This window comes from Acidibrevibacterium fodinaquatile, from assembly GCF_003352165.1.
In the GTDB taxonomy this organism is placed as follows: domain Bacteria; phylum Pseudomonadota; class Alphaproteobacteria; order Acetobacterales; family Acetobacteraceae; genus Acidibrevibacterium; species Acidibrevibacterium fodinaquatile.
Map to the genome: position 1 here is coordinate 3,447,894 of NZ_CP029176.1, position 20,453 is coordinate 3,468,346.

The 20,453-nt window shown below is 67.6% G+C and carries 19 protein-coding genes; 10 read left to right on the top strand and 9 right to left on the bottom strand.

Annotation, left to right across the window (positions count from 1 at the left end; all coding sequences use genetic code 11):
* Positions 1-4: 4 nt before the first annotated feature.
* The 3 genes from DEF76_RS16370 to DEF76_RS16380 form a co-directional block, all read right to left on the bottom strand.
* Positions 5-400, bottom strand: coding sequence for a proton-translocating transhydrogenase family protein (locus tag DEF76_RS16370; RefSeq protein ID WP_114913208.1), 396 nt, complete (start codon positions 398-400; stop codon positions 5-7).
* Positions 401-421: 21 nt separating this feature from the next.
* Positions 422-1,561, bottom strand: a complete 1,140-nt coding sequence (locus tag DEF76_RS16375; RefSeq protein WP_114913209.1) for a Re/Si-specific NAD(P)(+) transhydrogenase subunit alpha — start codon at positions 1,559-1,561, stop codon at positions 422-424.
* A 66-nt stretch (positions 1,562-1,627) separates the two neighbouring features.
* A complete protein-coding gene (locus DEF76_RS16380) occupies positions 1,628-2,413 on the bottom strand; it encodes a methyltransferase domain-containing protein (RefSeq protein ID WP_114913210.1) in 786 nt (261 codons plus the stop codon).
* 375 nt (positions 2,414-2,788) lie between these two features.
* On the opposite strand from DEF76_RS16380, the gene DEF76_RS16385 reads away from it, so the two are divergent.
* A complete protein-coding gene (locus tag DEF76_RS16385) occupies positions 2,789-3,478 on the top strand; it encodes a LamG-like jellyroll fold domain-containing protein (protein ID WP_114913211.1) in 690 nt (229 codons plus the stop codon).
* A 9-nt stretch (positions 3,479-3,487) separates the two neighbouring features.
* Here the strand turns inward: DEF76_RS16385 and paaK are convergent, their stop codons facing one another.
* From paaK to DEF76_RS16405, 4 genes are all read right to left on the bottom strand, one after another.
* Positions 3,488-4,810, bottom strand: coding sequence for a phenylacetate--CoA ligase PaaK (gene paaK, locus DEF76_RS16390; RefSeq protein ID WP_114913212.1), 1,323 nt, complete (start codon positions 4,808-4,810; stop codon positions 3,488-3,490).
* A complete protein-coding gene (gene paaI / locus DEF76_RS16395; protein ID WP_114913213.1) occupies positions 4,797-5,246 on the bottom strand; it encodes a hydroxyphenylacetyl-CoA thioesterase PaaI in 450 nt (149 codons plus the stop codon). Before paaI ends, paaK begins: the two co-directional genes overlap by 14 nt.
* The gene (paaG, locus tag DEF76_RS16400) at positions 5,246-6,031 is read right to left on the bottom strand and encodes a 2-(1,2-epoxy-1,2-dihydrophenyl)acetyl-CoA isomerase PaaG (protein ID WP_114913214.1); all 786 of its coding nucleotides are present in this window, start codon (positions 6,029-6,031) and stop codon (positions 5,246-5,248) included. The genes paaI and paaG overlap by 1 nt, the downstream gene beginning before the upstream one ends.
* A 92-nt stretch (positions 6,032-6,123) precedes the next feature.
* The gene (locus DEF76_RS16405; RefSeq protein WP_240319039.1) at positions 6,124-6,783 is read right to left on the bottom strand and encodes an outer membrane lipoprotein; all 660 of its coding nucleotides are present in this window, start codon (positions 6,781-6,783) and stop codon (positions 6,124-6,126) included.
* Positions 6,784-6,946: 163 nt separating this feature from the next.
* Between DEF76_RS16405 and DEF76_RS16410 the strand changes: the two genes are divergently transcribed.
* The 5 genes from DEF76_RS16410 to lpxB all read left to right on the top strand — a co-directional run bounded on the left by DEF76_RS16410 (position 6,947) and on the right by lpxB (position 10,989).
* Complete coding sequence (locus DEF76_RS16410; protein WP_114913215.1) at positions 6,947-7,216, top strand: sulfurtransferase TusA family protein; 270 nt, start codon at positions 6,947-6,949, stop codon at positions 7,214-7,216.
* Complete coding sequence (locus DEF76_RS16415; RefSeq protein WP_114913216.1) at positions 7,213-8,139, top strand: histone deacetylase family protein; 927 nt, start codon at positions 7,213-7,215, stop codon at positions 8,137-8,139. Before DEF76_RS16410 ends, DEF76_RS16415 begins: the two co-directional genes overlap by 4 nt.
* A 183-nt stretch (positions 8,140-8,322) precedes the next feature.
* A complete protein-coding gene (locus DEF76_RS16420; protein ID WP_114913217.1) occupies positions 8,323-8,952 on the top strand; it encodes a GNAT family N-acetyltransferase in 630 nt (209 codons plus the stop codon).
* Positions 8,949-9,833 carry a nitrilase-related carbon-nitrogen hydrolase gene (locus tag DEF76_RS16425; protein ID WP_114913218.1) on the top strand — a complete coding sequence of 295 codons (885 nt, stop codon included), beginning with the start codon at positions 8,949-8,951 and terminating at the stop codon, positions 9,831-9,833. Before DEF76_RS16420 ends, DEF76_RS16425 begins: the two co-directional genes overlap by 4 nt.
* A 10-nt stretch (positions 9,834-9,843) precedes the next feature.
* Positions 9,844-10,989, top strand: coding sequence for a lipid-A-disaccharide synthase (gene lpxB, locus DEF76_RS16430; protein ID WP_114913219.1), 1,146 nt, complete (start codon positions 9,844-9,846; stop codon positions 10,987-10,989).
* Here the strand turns inward: lpxB and DEF76_RS16435 are convergent.
* Positions 10,942-11,964: a Gfo/Idh/MocA family protein gene (locus DEF76_RS16435; RefSeq protein WP_240319040.1), complete on the bottom strand. Its 1,023-nt coding sequence runs from the start codon at positions 11,962-11,964 to the stop codon at positions 10,942-10,944. The two genes, lpxB and DEF76_RS16435, sit on opposite strands and share 48 nt — an antisense overlap.
* 126 nt (positions 11,965-12,090) lie before the next feature.
* On the opposite strand from DEF76_RS16435, the gene secD reads away from it, so the two are divergent.
* From secD to DEF76_RS16450, 3 genes are all read left to right on the top strand, one after another.
* Entirely contained in the window at positions 12,091-13,674 is a 1,584-nt protein-coding gene (secD, locus tag DEF76_RS16440) for a protein translocase subunit SecD (RefSeq protein ID WP_114913221.1), read from the top strand.
* A gap of 4 nt (positions 13,675-13,678) precedes the next feature.
* On the top strand, positions 13,679-14,650 hold the full coding sequence (secF, locus tag DEF76_RS16445; RefSeq protein WP_114913222.1) for a protein translocase subunit SecF: 972 nt from the start codon (positions 13,679-13,681) through the stop codon (positions 14,648-14,650).
* A 72-nt stretch (positions 14,651-14,722) separates the two neighbouring features.
* Entirely contained in the window at positions 14,723-15,706 is a 984-nt protein-coding gene (locus DEF76_RS16450) for a hypothetical protein (RefSeq protein WP_114913223.1), read from the top strand.
* Positions 15,707-15,775: 69 nt separating this feature from the next.
* Here the strand turns inward: DEF76_RS16450 and DEF76_RS16455 are convergent, their stop codons facing one another.
* Positions 15,776-18,631, bottom strand: a complete 2,856-nt coding sequence (locus DEF76_RS16455) for an FAD-binding and (Fe-S)-binding domain-containing protein (protein WP_114913224.1) — start codon at positions 18,629-18,631, stop codon at positions 15,776-15,778.
* 238 nt (positions 18,632-18,869) lie between these two features.
* On the opposite strand from DEF76_RS16455, the gene DEF76_RS16460 reads away from it, so the two are divergent.
* Positions 18,870-20,444, top strand: coding sequence for a trypsin-like peptidase domain-containing protein (locus DEF76_RS16460; protein ID WP_114913225.1), 1,575 nt, complete (start codon positions 18,870-18,872; stop codon positions 20,442-20,444).
* Positions 20,445-20,453 lie beyond the last annotated feature (9 nt).

Genomic DNA, 20,453 nt, shown 5'->3' on the forward strand with positions numbered 1-20,453 from the left:
GTCCTCACTTCGTCTTCTTGCGGAACATTTGCAGCATGCGTTGGGTGACGACGAAGCCGCCGAAGATGTTCACAGACGCCAGCAGCACCGCAACGAACCCGAATCCGACGCCGATCCCGGTCGCGGCAAGCCCGGTCGCCAGCATGGCGCCGACGATGATCACCGAGGAGATCGCATTGGTCACCGCCATCAGCGGCGAGTGCAGCGCCGGTGTGACATTCCACACCACGTAATAACCGACGAAACAGGCGAGCACGAACACCGTCAGAAGATAGACGAACGGCGCGCCGGCATGGATGGCGGGCGCCATGGTTTCGGCCATCTGGCGGGCATGTTCGGCAAGCGCGCTCGCACGATCCGCGAGCCCGGCGGCCTCTTCGGCCAATTCATGGGGATTCATCGGCGATCTTCCTCGACCTTCTTACGCGGCTTTCGGGGGCTGGAACTGGCTATGCACCACCGCCCCGCCCCGGGTCAGCAGCACGCCTTTGATGATATCGTCGCTTTCGGGGAGCTTGGGCGCCTTCGCCTCCTTATCCCAGAACATGGAGAGAAAGGTGAGCAGGTTGCGCGCATAGAGATTGCTCGCGGCCACGGCGATCCGCCCCGGCCAGTTGCGCCAGCCGAGAATGGTGACGCCGTTTTCGGTGACATGGCTTTCTCCCGCCACCGTTTGCGCGCAATTGCCGCCGGACTCGGCGGCGAGATCGACGATCACGCTCCCCGGCCGCATCGCCGCGACCATCGGCGCGGTCACGATCACCGGCGCCTTGCGCCCCATGACGAGGGCGGTGCAGATCACGATATCGTTCTTGGCGACGGTCGCGGCCATCAATTCCGCCTGCTTCTGGCGAAAGGCCTCGCTCATCTCGCGGGCATAGGCGCCGGTCTGGGCGGCGGTCTCCTCGTCCTCGACGCCGACGAAGGCAGCGCCGAGCGATTTGATCTCTTCCTTGGCGGCGGGGCGGACATCGGTCGCCGAGACGATGGCGCCGAGCCGCCGCGCCGTCGCGATCGCCTGCAACCCGGCGACCCCGGCGCCGATGACGAAGACGCGTGCCGGCGGCACCGTGCCGGCGGCGGTCATCATCATCGGAAATCCGCGCTGAAACGTCACCGCGGCCTCGGTGACGGCGCGGTAGCCGGCGAGATTGGCCTGGCTCGACAGCACGTCCATCGCTTGGGCGCGGGTGATGCGGGGCAGCAATTCCATCGCCACGGCGTCGATCCCGGCTTCCGCCAGCGCCGGCACCAGGGACGTGTCGGCAAAGGCATTGGCGATCGCGACGAGGAGGGTGCCACGCCTCATCTGCGCCCGGATATCGGCCTCCGGCATCTGCACCGCGAAGACGATGTCAGCCTCGGCAAGCGTCGCCGCGGCATCGGCGCCGATCTCGGCGCCGGCGGCACGGAATTCGTCATCGGCGATCGCGGCGCCATGCCCGGCGCCGGTCTCGACCACCACGGCGAGGCCGAGCGCGATCAATTTTTTCACCGTCTCCGGCGTTGCCGCCACGCGAGTTTCGAAGGCGTGACGTTCCCTCAGCACCGCAAGGCGCATCCGACCGATCCTCCACGATGAAACGCTCGCAACCGCCATACGCGGCCCGCGCGACTCTGACAAGGGTCAATCCGGGGCCCAGCCGGTCAAGAAAGCGAGCCGCAACGTCGCCCTGACGCGCCCATCATGGCGCGGCAAAGTGGCGAGGGCGGCGGGAAACAGGGCGCGCGGCGGGATGCGCCGGCTGCGCGCTGCCAGCGCATTGCCCTCGCCGGCGGCGCGGAGATCGCGGAGCAGCGCCAGCGGCTCGGCATAGAGCAGGGGGATCTCCTCGCTATCGGCGACCGGGAGATCGAATCCGGCGCGCTGGAGAAGCCCGGCGCAGTCGCGAAGATCGGGGAAGGGCGAGACCCGTGCGGCAGCCCCCGCGCTGATCGCCGCCTCGGTTTCGAGAAGGGCTGCGCGCAACTCGCCGAGCGTGCCGAGCAGCGGCAGGCTGGCGAGGAAAAGCCCGCCCGGCGCCAGAGCGTGGCGGATCTGGATCAAGGCGCCGGGGAGATCATTGACCTCGTGCAGCGAGAGCGAGGCGATCACGAGGTCGAAGCTCGCCGGCGCGAAGGGCAGAAACTCCTCATCGAGGGCGACGGCTGGCGCCCCGGAAAGCGCTGCCATGCGGGGCGAAAGGTCGCCAGAAACCACCGCGATCCCGCGCGCGCGCAACAAGGGCGCAACCACGCCGCGCCCGCCGAGATCGAGCGCGCGCGAAAACCGTCGCGTCGTATCATCGAGCCGGTCGATCAGCCGCGCCGCGAACTCGCCCAACAGATCGGCGACCAGCCCGACCCGCGCCGCCGCGCGCTCGCGCTTGCAGCGCACGGCGCGGCGGTCGAAAATTTCGCGAACGGCGCTCATCGGCGAAAAAGCACGTTCAGGGCGCCGCACCGGGCCGGCCGTGACATCTCATCGCGTCGCCACGTGTCACCCGGATAGCAGCGACGACAGCGCGGATCGGATTCCCTCTGCATCCCGCCATCGTGACCCAACCCGCTGCCGCCGGCCAGACCCGGTTGGCGTAAGCCCGCGCCGCGCCGGATTTGCCAGCGGCGTTCCGGCGCCGGTCTTACCGCCCGCCATCGCCGCTGCGCCCGCATGCCGGTCGCGGCGCGGCCTGGCATTCGCCGACGCGGGACGGATGATGCCTCGCGCGCGGTAAATTTTTGTTGATTTCGATTAAATAATCCTTTAATTGAATCGCATTTGTAATTTTTGGCCAGGGAAACTGAAGCCATGGCGCGGTTCCGGTTTTTTCTGCTCGGCATCAGCCTCATTCCGGGGAGTTTGTTGGCGGCCACACCCGCCGCAGCGGCGTTGCTGCATGATTACAGCTTCGACAATGCCAGCACGGACAGTGTCGGCGGCATGAACGCGACCCTCGAAGGCGGCGCGACCGTCAGCAGCGGCGGCCTCGTTCTGAACGGCTCGTCGGCCTATGCCCAGATTTCCGGGTTCGCCATCCCGCGTTCAGATTTCAGCATCACGTTCGACGCCACCATCGCCGCCTATAGCAACGGCATTGTCGAGATGGTCTCGCAAGGTTACTCCGGTGGCCCGGGTTTCTATATCGGTCTTGCCGGCGGCGAATTCCGGCTCGGCGACAGTCTCGCCGGGATCCCGGTCGCAACGCCGAGCCTCAATGTCTCGCACGCCTACGAACTGATCAGCGACGCCTCCGGCACCCAATTCTTCATCGATGGCACCGAGGTCTATTCCTCCTCGATCGCGGTGACTGCGCCGCAGACCGGCACCGAGACGCGGGTCGGCACCCAATTCGGCACCTATTCCGAATATTTCGACGGCACGATCTCCAACCTTGCGATCTATTCCGGCCAGCCGACGGTGCCGGAGCCGGCCTCCGCGAGCCTGCTCGGCGCCGGCCTCGCGGGTCTGGCGCTGCTCCGCCGCCGCAAGGCCGTGTAAGACGAGGGTTCAGCCCGTTTGCTGCCCGCGCCGGTCGATGACGCGGCGCGCCTTGCCGAGCGAGCGTTCGATACTGCCCGGGGCGACGATAGCGACGCTCGCGGTGACGCCGATGGTGTCCTTGATGTGGTGGGCGAGGTTCACGTCCTCGCCGGCGAGCGCCGGCGTGCCCCAGGCGTCGGGCTCCGCCTCGATCCGCACCGCCATCGCGTCCATTCTTCCCTCCCGGGTCAACTCGATCTGATAATGCCCGGTGAGAAAAGCCGAGCGCAGCAGGATCTCCTCGATCTGGCTCGGAAAGACGTTGACGCCGCGGAGGATGATCATGTCATCCGAGCGGCCCTGGATGCGTTCCATTCGCCGAAAACTCCGCGCCGTGCCGGGAAGAAGCCGTGTCAAATCGCGCGTCCGGTAGCGGATCACCGGCATCGCTTCCTTGGTGAGGGAGGTGAGAACGAGTTCACCGCGTTCGCCATCGGGAAGGACCGCGCCGCTCTCGGGGTCGATGATCTCGGGGTAGAAATGGTCTTCCCAGAGATGAAGCCCGTCCTTGGTTTCGACGCATTCGGAAGCCACCCCCGGCCCCATCACCTCGGAAAGCCCGTAAATATCGACGGCATGAATGTCGAACGCCGCCTCGATCTCGGCGCGCATTGCCTCCGACCAGGGCTCGGCGCCGAGGATCGCGACCTTGAGCGAGGTCGCGCGCGGATCCCGCCCTTGGCGGCGGAATTCATCGAGGATCGCGAGCAGATAGCTCGGTGTCACGGTGATGATGTCAGGGGCGAAATCGGCGATGAGCTGCACCTGCCGCTCGGTCATCCCGCCTGAGACCGGCACCACGACGCAGCCGAGATGCTCGGCCCCGGCATGAAGGCCGAGCCCGCCGGTAAAAAGACCATAGCCATAGGCGTTGTGCAGCATCATCCCCGCCCGTCCGCCGGCGGCAACGATCGAGCGGGCGACCAGCGCCGCCCAGACATCGAGATCGCCCCGGGTATAGCCGACCACGGTCGGCTTGCCGGTGGTGCCGGACGAGGCATGGATACGCGCCAGGGCCGCGCGCGGCACCGCGAACAGGCCGAACGGGTAGGTTGCGCGAAGATCGGCTTTGGTCGTCATCGGGAAGTGCGCGAGATCCTCCAGCGTCCGGCAATCCTCGGGATGGACACCGGCGGCCTCGAACGCGGCGCGGTAATGCGGCACGTTGGCATAGGCCTCGGCGAGCGTCTTTTTGAGGCGCGCGAGCTGGAGTGCTGCGATTTCATCGCGTGAGGCGATCTCGATCGGCGCCAGATCGGCGCGGTCGGGGGCGAGATCAGGGCGTGGCATCGGTGGCCTCCTCGGGAAAAAACCGCTCGCCGATGCGCCGCGACTGGCCGCGAAACTCGGCGATGACGGTGCCGTCGGACGTGCGGACGGTGATGTCGTAAATGCCGCTGCGCCCGGCGTCACTCCGTTTCACCGCCTCCGCCTCCAGGCGCTCGCCGCGCCGCGCCGGGCGGAGGAAGGTGATCGCGCAGTGCTGGGCGAGCGCCTTTTCGTTTTCGCTGTTGCAGGCGAAGGCGAAGGCGGAATCGGCGAGGAGGAAGATGAACCCGCCATGGCAGGTGCCATGCCCGTTCACCATCTCAGCGCGGATCGTCATGGCAAGGCGCGCCTCTCCGGGGGCGACGGCCAGGATCTCCATGCCGAGCGCGCGGCTCGCTTGGTCGTCCCGCCACATCGCCTCGGCGCAGGCGCGCGCGAGCGCATCCGCCCGCGTCATCACGCCCCGCCCGTAAAGCGCGGCGGCCGCTTCTCGAGGAACGCGCGCGCGCCCTCGGCATAATCGCCACTGCGCCCGGCCTCGCGCTGAAGATCGCGCTCCAAGGCGAGCTGGGTCTCGAGATCATTCCCCGCCGATGCCAGCAGCGCCCGCTTGATGAGGCCGAGGGTCGCGGTCGGCTGCTCGGCGAGATAGGCCGCCATCGCCTCGGCTTCGGCCATCAGCGCCTCGTCTTCGACCACGCGCCAGATCATCCCCCAGGCGGCGGCCTGCTCGGCGCTGATCTTCTCGGCGAGCAACGCAAGCGCCCGCGCCCGCGCATCGCCCACCAGACGCGGCAACGCCCAGGTGCCGCCGGCATCGGGGATGAGGCCGATGCGCGCGAACGCCTGCACGAAGGAGGCCGAGCGCGCGGCGAGCACGATATCGCAGGCGAGCGCGAGATTGGCGCCGGCGCCGGCGGCGATGCCGTTGACCGCGCACACCACCGGCAACGGGTGGGCTCGGATCAGGCGGATCAGCGGGTTGTAAAGCTCTTCCACCAAGGCGCCGAGATCGGCGGTCGCGGTATCGAGGGTATTGACCGCCGCGAGATCCTGCCCCGCGCAAAACCCGCGCCCGGCGCCGGTGAGCAGCACCGCCCGGCAAGCGCGGTCATTGGCCGCGCCCTCGAATGCGGCACGCAGCGCGCGCAGCATCGGGGCGGTGGTGGCATTGAGTTTGTCCGGCCGGTTGAGCGTAATGACACGATAGCCGGTACGTTCGGCGACGCTGATGTCCGTCATGCCCGTTCCCTCTTTTCCTTTGACGGATGAGGGTATCAGACTCCGACCGCGACGCGAAGGCCAGCTTGGGCGACGCCGCCCGGCCGCAGCGGCTACTGCGCGGGAGTGATGCTCGGAGGAGCGGCGGGGGCAAGGGGCGCTGGCGGCGGGGGCGTTGCCGGCACCGCCGCCGCGTCCTGCGCCGCGGCCACCCCCTCTGACGTTGCCGCGGCGGCGACTGGTGCCGCCGCCGGCACCGGCTTGACCGGCTCCTTCGCCTTGGCGACCTCGGTCGCGGGATCGACCGGCACGATATAATCCGGCACGATCCGCGCCTGATTGCCGGCGATGACGAGGACGTGCTGGCCGATGGCGAGCGGCACCTCGTCCTTCTGGGTCACCGAAACCAGCTCGCCGGTGGTCTTGCGGACGATATATTCGAACGCCTTGGTATCAGTCACCGTATGCTCGGCGCCGGCCCCGACCAGCCCGCCGAGCATGGTGCCGCCGACGGTGCCGAAAGCCTGGCCGAGCGAACTGCCCGGCACCTGGCTGCCGACGATGGCGCCCATCGCGCCGCCGGTCACCGCGCCGACGGTTTCGGACGAGCTGATCTTGATTTCGCGCACCCCGACAACGACGCCCTGCGCGACCTTATTGGCCTGCTGCACTGCGGTCGTCGCATAGGTGTTGGGCGAATATGAGCCGCCGCAGCCGGCGAGCGCCGCCAATAAAAGCGCCGCCGGAATACGGGCGGCAAAACGTGCCATCATCGATCGTCCCTCGGATCCGGTGCCGCTGGTAGATAGGATTTTTGCCTGCCGATGTCATCTCCGCCAGGCGCATCGGACGGCGTCATCCGACGCATGCCGGAATTGCGCGGCTGCCTTGCCGGCGCCCGCATTTGGCCGCAGACTCGCCACCGGGAGAAACGCAATGAGCGACACGGTTCTCGACGTCAAGGGATTACGCTGCCCGCTGCCGGTGCTGCGGGCCAATCGGGTGCTGCGCGGCCTCGCGCCCGGCGCCCAGCTGCGCGTGCTCGCGACCGATCGCGCCTCGGTCGCCGATTTTCAGGCATTTTGCCGCGAAACCGGCCATGCTTTGGTCGCCTTCAGCGAGGAGGCCGGGGTGTTCCGCTTCCTCATCCGCCGCCGCGCCGACGAGCCCGCAAAAAGCCAAGAAAACCCGGAGGCACGGCCATGAGCGTCGCCCTGTTCACCCACCTCGCCTGCCTCGACCACGACCCCGGCGGCTGGCACCCGGAATGCCCCGATCGCCTGCGCGCCGTGCTCCGCGCCTTAGAGGCGCCGGAATTCGCGCCCTTGCTGCGCGAGGAAGCGCCGCCGGCGCGCCACGAGCAGCTCACCCGCGTCCACGGCGCCGACTATGTCGCCGCCATTCTCGCAACCCGCCCGGCGGAAGGTGACATCGTGCCGTTCGATGCCGACACGATGATGAGCCGCGGCAGCGCCGAAGCCGCGCTGCACGCCGCCGGCGGCGCCGCGGCGGCGGTGGATGCGGTGATGGAGGGCTGGGCACGCGCCGCCTTCGTCGCCGTCCGCCCGCCCGGGCATCACGCCGAGCCCGGCCGCGCGATGGGGTTCTGCTTCTTCAACAACGCCGCCATCGCGGCCGAGCAAGCCCGCGCGCGCTGGGGCTTGCGGCGGGTCGCGGTGGTCGATTTCGATGTCCATCACGGCAACGGCACCGAAGCCGCCTTCGCCGCCGATCCCGATCTGTTTTACGCCTCGAGCCACCAATATCCCTGCTATCCCGGCACGGGTGCGGCGCGCGGCATCGCCGATCACATCGTCAATGTGCCGCTCGCGCCGGGAAGTGACGGCGGCGATTTCCGCATCGCGTGGGAGACGACCCTTCTGCCCGCGCTCGATGCCTTCGCCCCCGAATTGCTCATCATTTCGGCCGGGTTCGACGCCCATCACGCCGACCCGCTCGCCGAATTGCGCCTGACCGAGCGCGATTTCGCCTGGGTTAGCGAAAAACTCGTCGCCTGCGCCAAAACCCACGCCGGCGGGCGCATCGTCTCGGTGCTCGAAGGTGGCTACAATCTCGATGCCCTCGCCGCCTCGGCCGCCGCCCATGTCAGGGCGTTGATGGGGATTTAAAGCGGTTCTTTTTTGAAAAAAAGAACCAAAAAACTTATATCCGTTGGGCAGTGCTTGCAGCACTGCCCGCTCCGAGGACACGGGGAAAAGTCTTTTTGCTTCTTTTTCGGAAGTCAAAAGAAGAATTTTCTTTATTTCCTTCTCTTTGCCCTAAGCCCCAACACCCCTTAAAGAGGGCGGGTCATGTCCGATAGCGCTTCCACATCTCCGATCACCATCGAAACCTACACCGGGGCGGCGCTTGCGCCGTTTCTCGGCGATCTCGCGCGCCTGCGCATCACCGTCTTTCGCGCCTTTCCCTATCTTTACGAGGGCGATGAGGGGTATGAGCGGGGCTATCTCGAAACCTATGTCAAAACACCGCACGCGGCGGTCATTCTGGCGCGGGCGGGCGGGCGCGTCATCGGGGCTGCGACCTGCCTTCCGCTTGCCGCCGAGAGCGCGAACGTGCAAGCGCCGTTTCGCGCCCGCGGCCTTGCGCCCGAGCGGTTTTTCTATTTCGGCGAGTCGGTGCTTTTGGCGGACTATCGCGGCCAGGGCATCGGCGTTGCGTTTTTCACCGCCCGCGAGGCCCATGCAAGCGCGGTCTCGAACGCCGATTTCGCGACGTTCTGCGCCGTCCAGCGCCCGCCCGACCATCCAGCGCGGCCGCCGGATTATGTCCCGCTCGATTCCTTCTGGCGCAAACGCGGTTTCACCCCGCGCCCCGAGCTTTCCTGCGTGATGCGCTGGCGGGAAGTGGGTGCCACAGAGGAAAGCGAGCATCGTCTCGGCTTCTGGGTCAAATCTCTCACTGGCGCGCCCCTGCCGTGAGCGCGCCGGCCCCGCTCACCCTCGCGCTGGCGCAGTATCCGATCGAGCGCGTCGCCGGCGTTGCCGGGTTCGCGGCAAAGCTCGACCGCCTCGCCGGCGAAGCCAAGGCACGCGGCGCCGATCTCCTGATGCTCGGCGAATACGCCGCGGTCGAGATCGCCGGTGCCGCGGTCAAAACCCCCGATGTCGCCGCCGAACTCGCGCTCGTCACCGCCGAAGCGGACGCCTTGATCACCGTGATGCGCGAGTGCGCCCGCCGCCATCGCCTCTGGCTGCTGCCCGGGACACTGCCAATGGCGGCGGCGGGCGCGGTTCGCAACCGCGCGCCGCTGATCGACGAGCGGGGTGGGATCGCGTTCCAGGAGAAGCGGGTGATGACCCGGTTCGAGGCCGAAGAATGGCGGGTTTCGCCGGGGGCGCCGCCGGCGGTCTTTGAAACCCGCTGGGGTCTGCTTGGCATCGCGATCTGCTATGACGTCGAATTCCCGCCCCTGGTGCGCGCCCAGGTCGAGGTGGGGGCGTGGCTCATTCTCTGCCCGAGCTGCACCGATACGATCGCCGGCTTCAACCGCGTGCGGCTCGCGGCGCGCGCCCGTGCCCTGGAAAACCAATGCTACGTCGCGATCGCGCCGACCGTCGGGCTTGCGCCCTGGTCGGCGACCCTCGATGTCAATCGCGGCTATGCTGGCGCTTTTGGGCCGGTCGATCGCGGCTTTCCCGAGGATGGCGTTCTCGCGCGTGGCGCGCTCGATGCGCCGGACATGGTCATCATCCATCTCGATCCGACGCGGCTTGCGCGGGTGCGAGCGGACGGCGGGGTGCGCAACCACGCCGATTGGCCGGCGCCGGTGCCCGCCCCCGCGCGCCTTTGCCCACGCTGAGCGCGGCGCGATGCCGCTGATCTATCTTCTCGCCGGCGAGCATAGCGGCGACGTGCTCGGGGCGCGGCTGATGGCGGCGCTGCGCGCTGCGCGGCCGGATCTCGATTTCGCCGGCATCGGCGGGCCACGCATGGCGGCGCTCGGATTTTCCAGCCTATTTCCGATGCACGAACTCGCGGTCATGGGGCTGGTCGAAATCGTGCCGCGGCTTTGGCGACTGCGCCGGCGGATGGCTGAGACGGTGGCCGATATCGCGGCCCGCCGCCCCGCGATCGTGGTAACGATCGACAGCCCCGGTTTCGCGCTTCGTCTGCTGCGCCGGATCGCACCACTCGGCGTCACGCGCGTCCATTACGTCGCACCCCAAGTCTGGGCCTGGCGCGAGAGTCGGGTGCGGCGCTTTCCCGGGCTTTGGGACCGCCTCCTCTGCCTCTTGCCGTTCGAGCCCGACTATTTCGCGCGCTTTGGCCTCGATGCCCGTTTCGTCGGCCACCCGGTTTTGGAATCAGGCGCCGATCAGGGCAATGGTGCGCGGTTTCGCGCCGCCCATGGCATCGCCGCCGACGCGCCTTTGGTGATCCTGATGCCCGGCAGCCGGCCGAGCGAGGCCGGGCGGCTCCTGCCGGTCTACGGCCAAACGGTCGCACTGCTCGCCGCGCGGTTTCCTTCTCTCGTCCCGGTCGTGCCGGCGGCGGGCGCGGTTGCGCAAGCGGTCGCGCGCGCGGCCGCCGACTGGCCGATAAAGCCCCTAGTGGTGAGCGAGATCGCGGGCAAGCACGATGCCTTCGCCGCGGCCAGCGCGGCGCTGACCAAATCCGGCACCTCGACCCTGGAATTGGCACTCGCCGGCGCGCCGATGGCGGTGACCTACCGCGTCAATGCGCTCACCGCGATGATCGCGCGGCGGCTGATCCGCGTCCCACACGTCGCGATGGTCAATCTGCTCGCCGGGCGCGAAGTGGTGCCGGAATTGCTGCAGGAGAATTGCTCGCCCGAACGCCTGGCCGCGACCGTCTCCGGCCTGATCACCACGCCGGCGCTGGCGGCGGCGCAGCGTGAGGCGTTTCGCGCCGTGCTCGCAACCCTGCGCCCGCCTGCCGGCCTGCCCTCAGAGGCCGCCGCCGCCGCCGTCCTCGAGAGTCTGGAGCAAGCCTGAGGCGAGGGCGACGGCGCGCGAGGCCGCCATGCTTTCGGCGACCGCAAGGGCTGCGGCCAGCGCCCGCCGCCCAGCGGCGGCATCGACGACGACCGGCGCGCCATCGAGGATCGCGGCGATAAAGGCGGCGTGTTCGGCTTCGAGCGCGTCATGCTCACGCCAGCTCGTCTCCTCGATGCGATAGCCCTGCCCGCCGGGAATCGGGAGACCCCGCTCGCGCCCGATCAGCATCAATTTGCGGTCGACGAAATTGACCGACATATAGCCCTTTTGCGCGAATAGCCGCATCTTGCGCTCGGTTTTAAGCGAAATCCGGCTCGCCGTGATGGTCGCGACAGCGCCGTTTTCGAACCGCACGCGGGCATTGGCGATGTCTTCATGGGCGCTTGCGATCGGCGCGCCGACCGCATCGATGCTGGCGATCTCGCTTTGCACCAGGGCGAGCACGAGATCGAGATCGTGGATCATGAGGTCGAGGATCACCGAGACATCGGTGCCGCGCGGCTTGAAGGGCGCAATACGGGTCGCCTCGATATAAAGCGGGTTTTGCATCCGTGCCGCGACCGCCGCGTATTCGGCGCTGTAGCGCACCAAATGCCCGACCTGGAGCACGCGTCCGCCGGCTTTGGCGCGGGCGGCGAGTTCATCGGCCTGGTCGAGGCTGGCGGCGATCGGCTTTTCCACCAGCACATGCTTGCCCGCCGAAAGCGCTTCCGCCGCGAGCGCGAAATGCGCCTCCGCTGGCGCTGCGATGACGACGGCATCGGACGCGGCGAGGAGATCTTTGAGCGCGAGCGCCGGCGCGCGCGTCTCGCGCGCGAGCGCTTGCGCCCGCGCGGGATCGGTATCGGTGACGCCCGCGAGCACCGCGCGCTTGGCGGCGGCGAGTTTGAGGGCATGAAACCGCCCGAAATGCCCGGCCCCGATCACCCCGACCCTTACCACGCCGCCGCCCTCCGCCATTGCGTGGAACATCGGTAGCAGCCTTGGCGAAGAGGGGCCAGAGATGCCTCGCATCGCGGCGGTTGCGCGCCGGGTTGCAATCCTCCTTGCGGCTCGTCATTCTCCGCCGCCATTCGCGAGGGGAGTCCGCCATCCGCCATGCTCAGCTTCAGCCGCCTCAAAATCACGCTGATCCTTGGAATCTGCGTCCTTGGCGCGCTGTTCTGCCTGCCCAATCTCATCCGTGCGCCGGCACCTTGGCTGCCCTGGCGGCAGGTCCATCTCGGGCTCGACCTGCAAGGGGGCAGCTATCTGCTTTTGGAAGTCGATACCAAGGCGGTGCTGCGCGAGCGGCTCGAAGGCCTCGTCGATACCACGCGGCGCACCCTGCTTGCCGCCAATATCGGCTATCTCCGCCTCGGCGCCGAGCCCGACCAGAACCGCGTCGTCTTCCATCTTCGTGACCCGGCGCAGCAGGCGCCAGCGCTCGCCGCGTTGCGCACGGCGCTTGGCCTCGGCCAGGCGAACACGGCGCCGGGGCAGGAGGAGGTGAGCGTCGCGCCCTTCGCGACTGACGCGATCGCGCTCACGCTCTCGCCGGTCGCGATCACCGAGCGGGCCAACGCCGCGATCACGCAATCGATCGAGATCGTCCGCCGGCGCATCGATGAAACCGGCGTGATCGACCCCGAAATCGCCCGCCAGGGCGACGACCGCATCATCGTCCAGCTCCCCGGCATCTCGGACCCGGAGCGGATCAAAGCGTTGCTCGGCCAGACCGCGAAAATGACCTTCCATCTGCTCGATGCCGAGGCCAATCCCGCCGCCGGCCCGGCGCCGCCGGGGGTCGAGTTCCTGCCGCTCGCCGACCAGCCGGGGGCGAAACTCCCGGTCAGGAAGCATGTCGAGGTCGATGGCGCCAATCTCACCGACGCCCGCGCCGGCCAGAACCCGCAGACCGGGGACTGGGTGGTGAATTTCACCTTCGACAGCATCGGCGCCCGGCGTTTCGCCGACACCACCCGCGCCAATGTCGGCAAACCCTTCGCCATCGTCCTCGACAACAAGGTGATCAGCGCCCCCGTCATCCGCGAGCCGATCACCGGCGGGCGCGGGCAGATTTCGGGCCGGTTCGATGCCAAGACCGCGACCGATCTCGCACTTTTACTCCGCGCCGGGGCCCTCCCCGCGCCGCTCACCGTCGTCGAGGAGCGGAGCGTGGGGCCGGAACTCGGCGCCGATTCGATCCGCGCCGGGGCGATCGCGCTCGCCGTCGGCTTCGTCCTCGTCATCGCCTTCATGGCGGTGTTTTATGGGCTGTTCGGCTGGATCGCCAATCTCGCGCTGGTCGCCAATCTGATCCTGATGCTCGCTGTGCTCTCGCTTTTACAGGCGACGCTGACGCTCCCCGGCATGGCCGGCATCCTGCTCACACTCGGGATGGCGGTCGATGCCAATATTCTGATCAATGAGCGCATCCGCGAGGAGGTGAAGAATGGCCGAACGCCGCTTGGCGCCTTGGAGGCCGGATTTTCCCGCGCCTACAGCACCATTCTCGACAGCAACGTGACGGCGCTGCTCGCCCATGTCATGCTGTTCGTCTTCGGCACCGGCCCGGTGCGCGGCTTCGCCGTTACCATCACCGTCGGCATCGTGACGACATTATTCACCGCGACATTGCTCGCCCGCCTGATCATGGTACGCTGGTATGCCGCGACGCGCCCCGCCCTTCTGCCGGTATAATCCCATGTTTTTGCGCCCGCTGTTTCGTATCGTCCCCGATGGCACCAAGATCGCCTTCATGCGCGGGCGGTTTCTCGGCCTATTAGTCTCGGCCCTGCTCTCCAGCCTCTCGGTCGTGCTGTTTTTCTATCCCGGGCTCAATCTCGGGATCGATTTCCGGGGCGGCATCGTGATCGAGGCGAAAACGCCGGGGCCGGCGGATTTCACCAAAATCCGCGCAGCCCTCGCCGGCCAGCGCATCACCGGCGCCGGCGTGCAAAGCTTCGGCGGGCCGGACGACATCCTGATCCGGCTCGAAAACCCGAAAAGCGAAACCGCGACCCAAGCCAGCGCCGATCGCGTCCGCGCCGCCCTCGCCGAGGCTTTTCCCGGCACCAAGGTGATGCGCGTCGATGCCGTGGGCTCGAGCGTTTCGGCGGAGCTGTTCCGGAACGGCATGCTGGCGCTGGCCATCAGCCTCGTCATGATCCTCGCCTATATCTGGTTCCGCTTCGAGTGGGAGTTCGCGGTCGGCGCGGTGGTGACGCTGCTGCTCGACATCACCAAAACCATCGGCTTTCTCGCCATCACCCGCCTTCCCTTCGATCTCGTGATGGTCGCGGCGATCCTCACCATTCTCGGCTATTCCACCAACGACAAGGTCGTGGTCTATGACCGGGTGCGCGAAAACCTGCGCAAATACAAGACCATGCCGCTCCGCGCACTGATCGATCTCTCGATCAACGAAACCCTAAACCGCACCCTCGGCACCTCGATGACGGTGTTCCTCGCGAGCCTGCCGCTCGCGCTCTTTGGCGGCAGCACGCTTTCGGCGTTTGCCTGGACGATGCTGTTTGGCATCATCGTCGGCACCTCGTCCTCGATCTTCATCGCCGCCCCCATCCTGCTCTTCCTCGGCGAACACCGGCTGCGCAAAGATGCCCACGCCCCGCGCCCGGCCAAACCCACCGCCGCTCGCCTCAAGGGGGGCACCTGAGGGAGGGCGTCAAGAGGGCCGCCGTCCCTCTGCGTTAGTTTATTTTTCATCTCATGTGCCGATCATCGCGGCATGGAGAACTCGCCCGAGATCTGCACGCTCAGCCATCCGGTCTTCAAACGCTTCGGCCTCCCGGTGTTCCAGCGCGCCGAAACCGATGGCGAAGCGGTAATGACGGTGCCGCTCGGCGAAAAGAACGTCTCGCTGCCGCTCCGCGCCCTGCGGCGGGAATTTTCCATCGCCGCCAATACCCCGGATGGCCGCGTGCTTGACCTGATCGTCGCAGCCCTCGATTTCGTCACCCAGATCCGGCTCGGCGATCCCTTTCCCGCCGAGATCCTGACCGGGGAAGCGAGTTGGGAGCCGGCGCCGGTGCATTTCCAGATCGCTCTCGCCCGGCTCCGCCTCGCCCTCGTCGCCTGGATCACCGATGGCACGGAAACCGGCAAATCCACCGATCCCGCCGCTCTTCTGGCGATGGTCGAAGATCCCGCCTTCCGCCCGCGCATCCAGGAAGCCTTCGAACGGGCGGCCTCGGCGCTTGGCCTTGCCGGCCCCGACGCGGTGGTCGAGGCGATCGAGACGCTCGCCCAGGAACTCGCCTATGTCGAGGCATTGCGCGCCCGCTTGCTGGTGCGCAGCCAAGACGTCCTACGCAAGGTCAGCGAAATCCAGTCTCATTGGCGCGGTGACACCTCGCACGGCGAAACCATCTCCCAGGTGCAGCGCCTGCTCCTCCGCGCGGTGCGCCAATTCACCACCCGCTTCGAGGAACTCGATGCCCAGACCGGCGAAGTCATCGCAGCCCTTCGCAACGACGAGAACCAGAGGAGCTTCATCCGCGCCAACCGTGACTGGCTCTACCAATGCTTTCGCGGCTGGGAGCCGATCCTCGACGCCTGGGCCGACACCAACGAAATCACCGACCGCGACCAATGGGCGCTGATCGAACGCACCTACCGCTTCCTCGCCCCCCGTTACATGACGGTCAAGGAATGGACCTCAGAAAGCCAAGCCACATCGCGGAAAAAAGCTCGCGCGCAGATGGTGTGGTGAAGATATCAGGGGAAAGAATTGTTCTTTTTTGAAAAAAAGAACCAAAAAACGTTCGTCACGTAGCTTTTTTCATTTAAGCGCCTCTGCCAAAATCTGCACCGAGTGCACCGCCCGGCGCCCGGCGAGATCGGCGATCTGATGGCGGCAAGACGTGCCATCGGCGACGATGACATCCCCCGCCGCCGCCGCGCGCACCGCCGGCAAGAGCGCCGCCTCCGCCATCGCCCGCGAGATCGCGGCGGTTTCGGCCTGGTAGCCGAAACTCCCGGCCATGCCACAGCAAGACGAGGTAATCGGCGCGACGGTGAGCCCAGGGATGCGCCCCAGCATCGCCAAAGTCGCCGGCCAGGCGCCATGCGCTTTCTGATGGCAATGGCCATGGACATGCGCCGTCGTCGCCATCGCCGAGACGGGAAGCGAGGGGCATCTCTCTTCGAGGAACTCCGGCAAGAGCCGCGCCCGGGCGGCAAGATCGCGCGCCGCATCTCCCGGGAGCAGGGCCGAATACTCGTCGCGGAGCGTGAGCAAGCAGGAGGGTTCGAGGCCAACCACCGGCTCGTCGCCGGCGCAAGCCGCGATCACCCGCGACGCCGCCCGCCGCGCCGCCTCGAGCCGGCCGGCGGCGAGTTCCGTCCGCCCGCAGCAAAGCGGGCCGCCAGGCGCCCGCGCAACCACCGGGCGAAACCCGGCAACCCGCAGAACACGCACCGCGGCACGCAGATTCTCGGGCTCGAAATAGCGGTTGAAGGTATCGGCGAGCAGCCAGACCTTCGCCCCCTCCCCCGCCGGCGCCTCGTGATCGCGAAACGCATCGCGGCGGAAGGCGGGAAGCCGGCGATCAGGCGCGAAGCCGAGCCGCCGCCGGGTGAGCGAAAGTCCGGCCAGAGCGTTCGCGACCGGCGCCACCCGTGCGGCGAGCGGGGCCAGACGCGGCAGCGCCGCGAGCAGCCGGGCACGAAGCGGAATCCCCTGCCGCTCGGCGCGCGCGGCGAGCACTTCGAGCTTCATCCGCGCCATATCGACGCCGGTCGGGCATTCCCGCCGGCAGGCCTTGCACGAAACACAAAGCGCCATCGCGTCAGCCAGCGCGTCCGACGCCATGGCATCGGCGCCGAGCTGGCCGGAGAGGGCGAGGCGGAGCGTATTGGCACGCCCGCGCGTCAGATGCTGCTCATCGCGGGTCACGCGATAGCTCGGGCACATCGCGCCGGCCTCAAACCCCCGGCAGGTGCCATTATTGTTGCACATCTCGGCAGCCCCCAGGAGGCCGCCTGGATGCTCCGACCAGTCGAGCTTCGGGGTAAAGGCCGGATCCGGGCCATACCCGGGCGGCGTGCGGAATAAGCTGCGATCATCCATCCGCGGGGCGCGAACGATGCGGCCCGGATTGAAGAAACCCGCGGGGTCGAACGCGTCCTTCACCGCCTCGAAGGCGCGAACGATGCGCGGCCCGAACATCGCTTCATGAAATTCGGAGCGGACGATGCCATCGCCATGCTCGCCGCTATGCGAGCCGCGATAGGCGCGCACCAGGGCGAAACATTCCTCGGCGATGGCGCGAAACCGCCGGACATCGCCCACATCCTTCATGCTGAGAACCGGGCGGACATGCAGACACCCGACCGAGGCATGCGCATACCAGGTGCCCCGCGTGCCGTGGCGCTCGAGGATTTCGTTCAGCCGTTCGGTGTAATCGGCGAGATCGGCGAGATCGACGGCGGTATCCTCGATCACCGAAACCGGCTTCCTGTCTCCCTTCATCGACATCATGATGTTGAGCCCGGCTTCGCGCACTTCGGCGATCGCCGCCTGGAAGGCCGGCTTGGTTGCCGCAACCACCGCGCCGGGATGGCCGAGATCGCCCATCATCGTCTCGAGATCGGCGAGTTTGGTGAGAAGCGGCGCCTCTTCGTGGCCGTGGAATTCGACGATGAGCAGGCAATCCGTCCCCGGCTGCACCATCCGCTCGATGGTCGGGCGAAAGATCGCGATCGAGCGGCCGAGATCGATCATCGTGCGATCGACGAGTTCCACCGCTTCCGGATCCAGCGTCACGAGATGGGGCGTTGCCGCCATCGCCGCGCGGAAATTGGGAAACTGGCAAAGACCCAGCACCTTGCGCGGCTTGATCGGCGCGAGTTTGAGCGTCAGCGCCGCCGAAAACGCGAGCGTCCCCTCCGAACCGACCAGGAGGCGGGCGAGATTGCCGCGCCCTGCCGCGCGCGCCGCCGGCGTCAGCGCATCGATGTTATAGCCACCGACACGGCGGAGCTGGCGCGGAAAACGGGCGGCAATCTCGCTTGCCTCAGCCGCACCAAGCGCCCGCAAACGCGCGATCAGCGCCGCCGGCTCGGCGCTGTCCTCGGCGAAGCGCGCGCGCGTGCCATCGGCGAGAATGGCCTCGATCGCCAGCACATTGTCGGCCATCAGCCCATAGCGGATCGATTTCGCGCCGCAGGAATTATTCCCCGCCATGCCGCCGATCGTCGCGCGGGTGTGCGTCGAGGGATCGACCGGGAAAAAGAGGCCGTGTTCGCGCAACGCGGCGTTGAGATGGCTCAAGACCAGCCCGGGCTCGACCACCGCCGTCCCCGCTTCGGGGTCGATCGCGAGGATGCGGCGGAGATATTTGCTGCCATCGAGCACCAGCGCCCGGTTCACCGTCTGCCCGCACTGGCTGGTGCCGCCGCCGCGCGCGAGCAGCGGCACCCCCGCCTCGCGCGCGATCGCCATCGCCGCCTCGACATCGGCCAGGGTTTTGGGCACGACGACGCCGACCGGCATGACCTGATAGATCGAGGCGTCGGTGGCGTAGCGGCCGCGGCTTGCGGCATCGAACAAAACCTCGCCCGCGACCTCGGCGCGCAGCCTTGCGGCAAGAGGAGATTTCTCCCAACGGCTCTCGGGCAAAAGCGGCGCGTTCATGCGCCGATCCTAAGCGCTAGTCGGGCCGCAGCAAGAGAGAAAAGTTGTTCTTTTTCCAAGAAAAATAACCCAGCGCGAGGGTTCGCCACGGTCTCGGCGCGGCCGCTCGCCCCTTTACCGCCGCATGACAGAAACGTCATTGCGCGGTTTTCACCGCCTCGTCACCGCAAGGTTCACCCGTCTCCGCCACCATGGCCTTCGTCGTGGCACGGCCACGTTTTTGTTTGAGGAACACGCGATGTCAACGCAAGACCACGTCCACCAGACCGCAGGCGCCACCCCGGCCGCGAAGGGACTGATGCGCCGGCGTCAACCGCGCCTTGGCAGCCTCCTCGCCGCCGCCCTGCTCGCCGGCACCGCGCTCGGCGGTTATGCGCTGGCCGAGCGCAGCCCGGCACAGGCCGGCGAAACCGCCCCGGCCCAAACCGGGCCGCTGCAAGCGGCGCCGGCGCATGCGAACGCGGCAGCCCTGCCCGATTTCTCCGATCTCGTGAGCCGGGTCAAACCGGCGGTGGTCTCCATCACCACCCGCTTGCAAGCGAGCGCGGCCGATGACGAGGGGCCGATGCCTTCGCCCTTCTCGATGGCGCCTAACGGGATGACCCCGGACGGCATGCCCGCCCATAGGCACATGATCGAGGCGCGCGGTTCGGGCTTCATCGTCAGCCCCGACGGCATCATCGTCACCAATAACCATGTCGTGCACGAGGCGAAATCGGTGACGGTGACGCTGAGCGACGGCAGCGAATTGCCGGCCGAGGTCGTCGGCCGCGATGCCCGCACCGATCTCGCCGTGCTGCGCGTCAAAGCCGAACATCCTTTGCCTTATGTCACGCTCGGTGACTCGAGCGCGGTCAAGCCCGGCCAGTGGGTGATCGCGATGGGCAACCCGTTCGGCCTCGGCGGCAGCGTCACCGCCGGCATCGTCTCGGCCAAGGGGCGCGATATCGGCGCCGGCCCCTATGACAATTTCATCCAGGTCGATGCGCCGATCAATCAGGGCAATTCCGGCGGTCCGTTGTTTACCCAGGACGGCACCGTGGTCGGCGTCAACACCGCGATCCTCTCGCCGAGTGGCGGCTCGATCGGCATCGGCTTTGCGATCCCGGCCAATCTGGTCAAGACGGTGGTCGCCGATATCGAGACCACGGGGCATGTGACGCGCGGCTATCTCGGCGTCGCAGCCCAACCGGTGGCGCCAGCGCTGCGGGCGGCGCTAGCGCTTCCCGCCGACCAGGGCGGCGACAAAGGCGCGCTCATCGCCAGTGTCGAGCCGCGCTCACCAGCCGCCAAGGCCGGCCTCAAGCCCGGCGACGTGATCACCGCCGTCGATGGCGAGACCGTCGCCGACCCGCGCGATCTGGCGCGCGAGATCGCCGCCTTGAAGCCGGGCGCGAACGCCAAGATCACCCTGATCAGAAACGGCGCGCCCACCGCCGAGACGGTGACGATCGCAGCCCAACCCGACAGCGAAACCGCCGATCGCGCCAGCACCCCCGGCGCCGAGACGCCGCGCGTCGGCCTCGCCTTGCAGCCGCTGTCGCCTGAACTCAGCGACCAACTCGGCCTGCCGGCGGAAAGCAAAGGCGCGGTGGTCGCGGCGGTCGAGCCCGGCTCGCCGGCGGAGGCAGCCGGGATCGAGGCGGGTGACGTCGTCGTCGGGGTCGGCACCGCGGCGGTCGATGGTCCGGCGGCGGCGGTCGCTGCGATCCGCACGGCGGCGCACGAGCATCATGCGGTGGCGCTGCGCATCCTCCGCCACGGCAACGCCGCCTTCGTTGCGATCGATCTCGACAAGACCCATACCGGCTAACGCGATGTC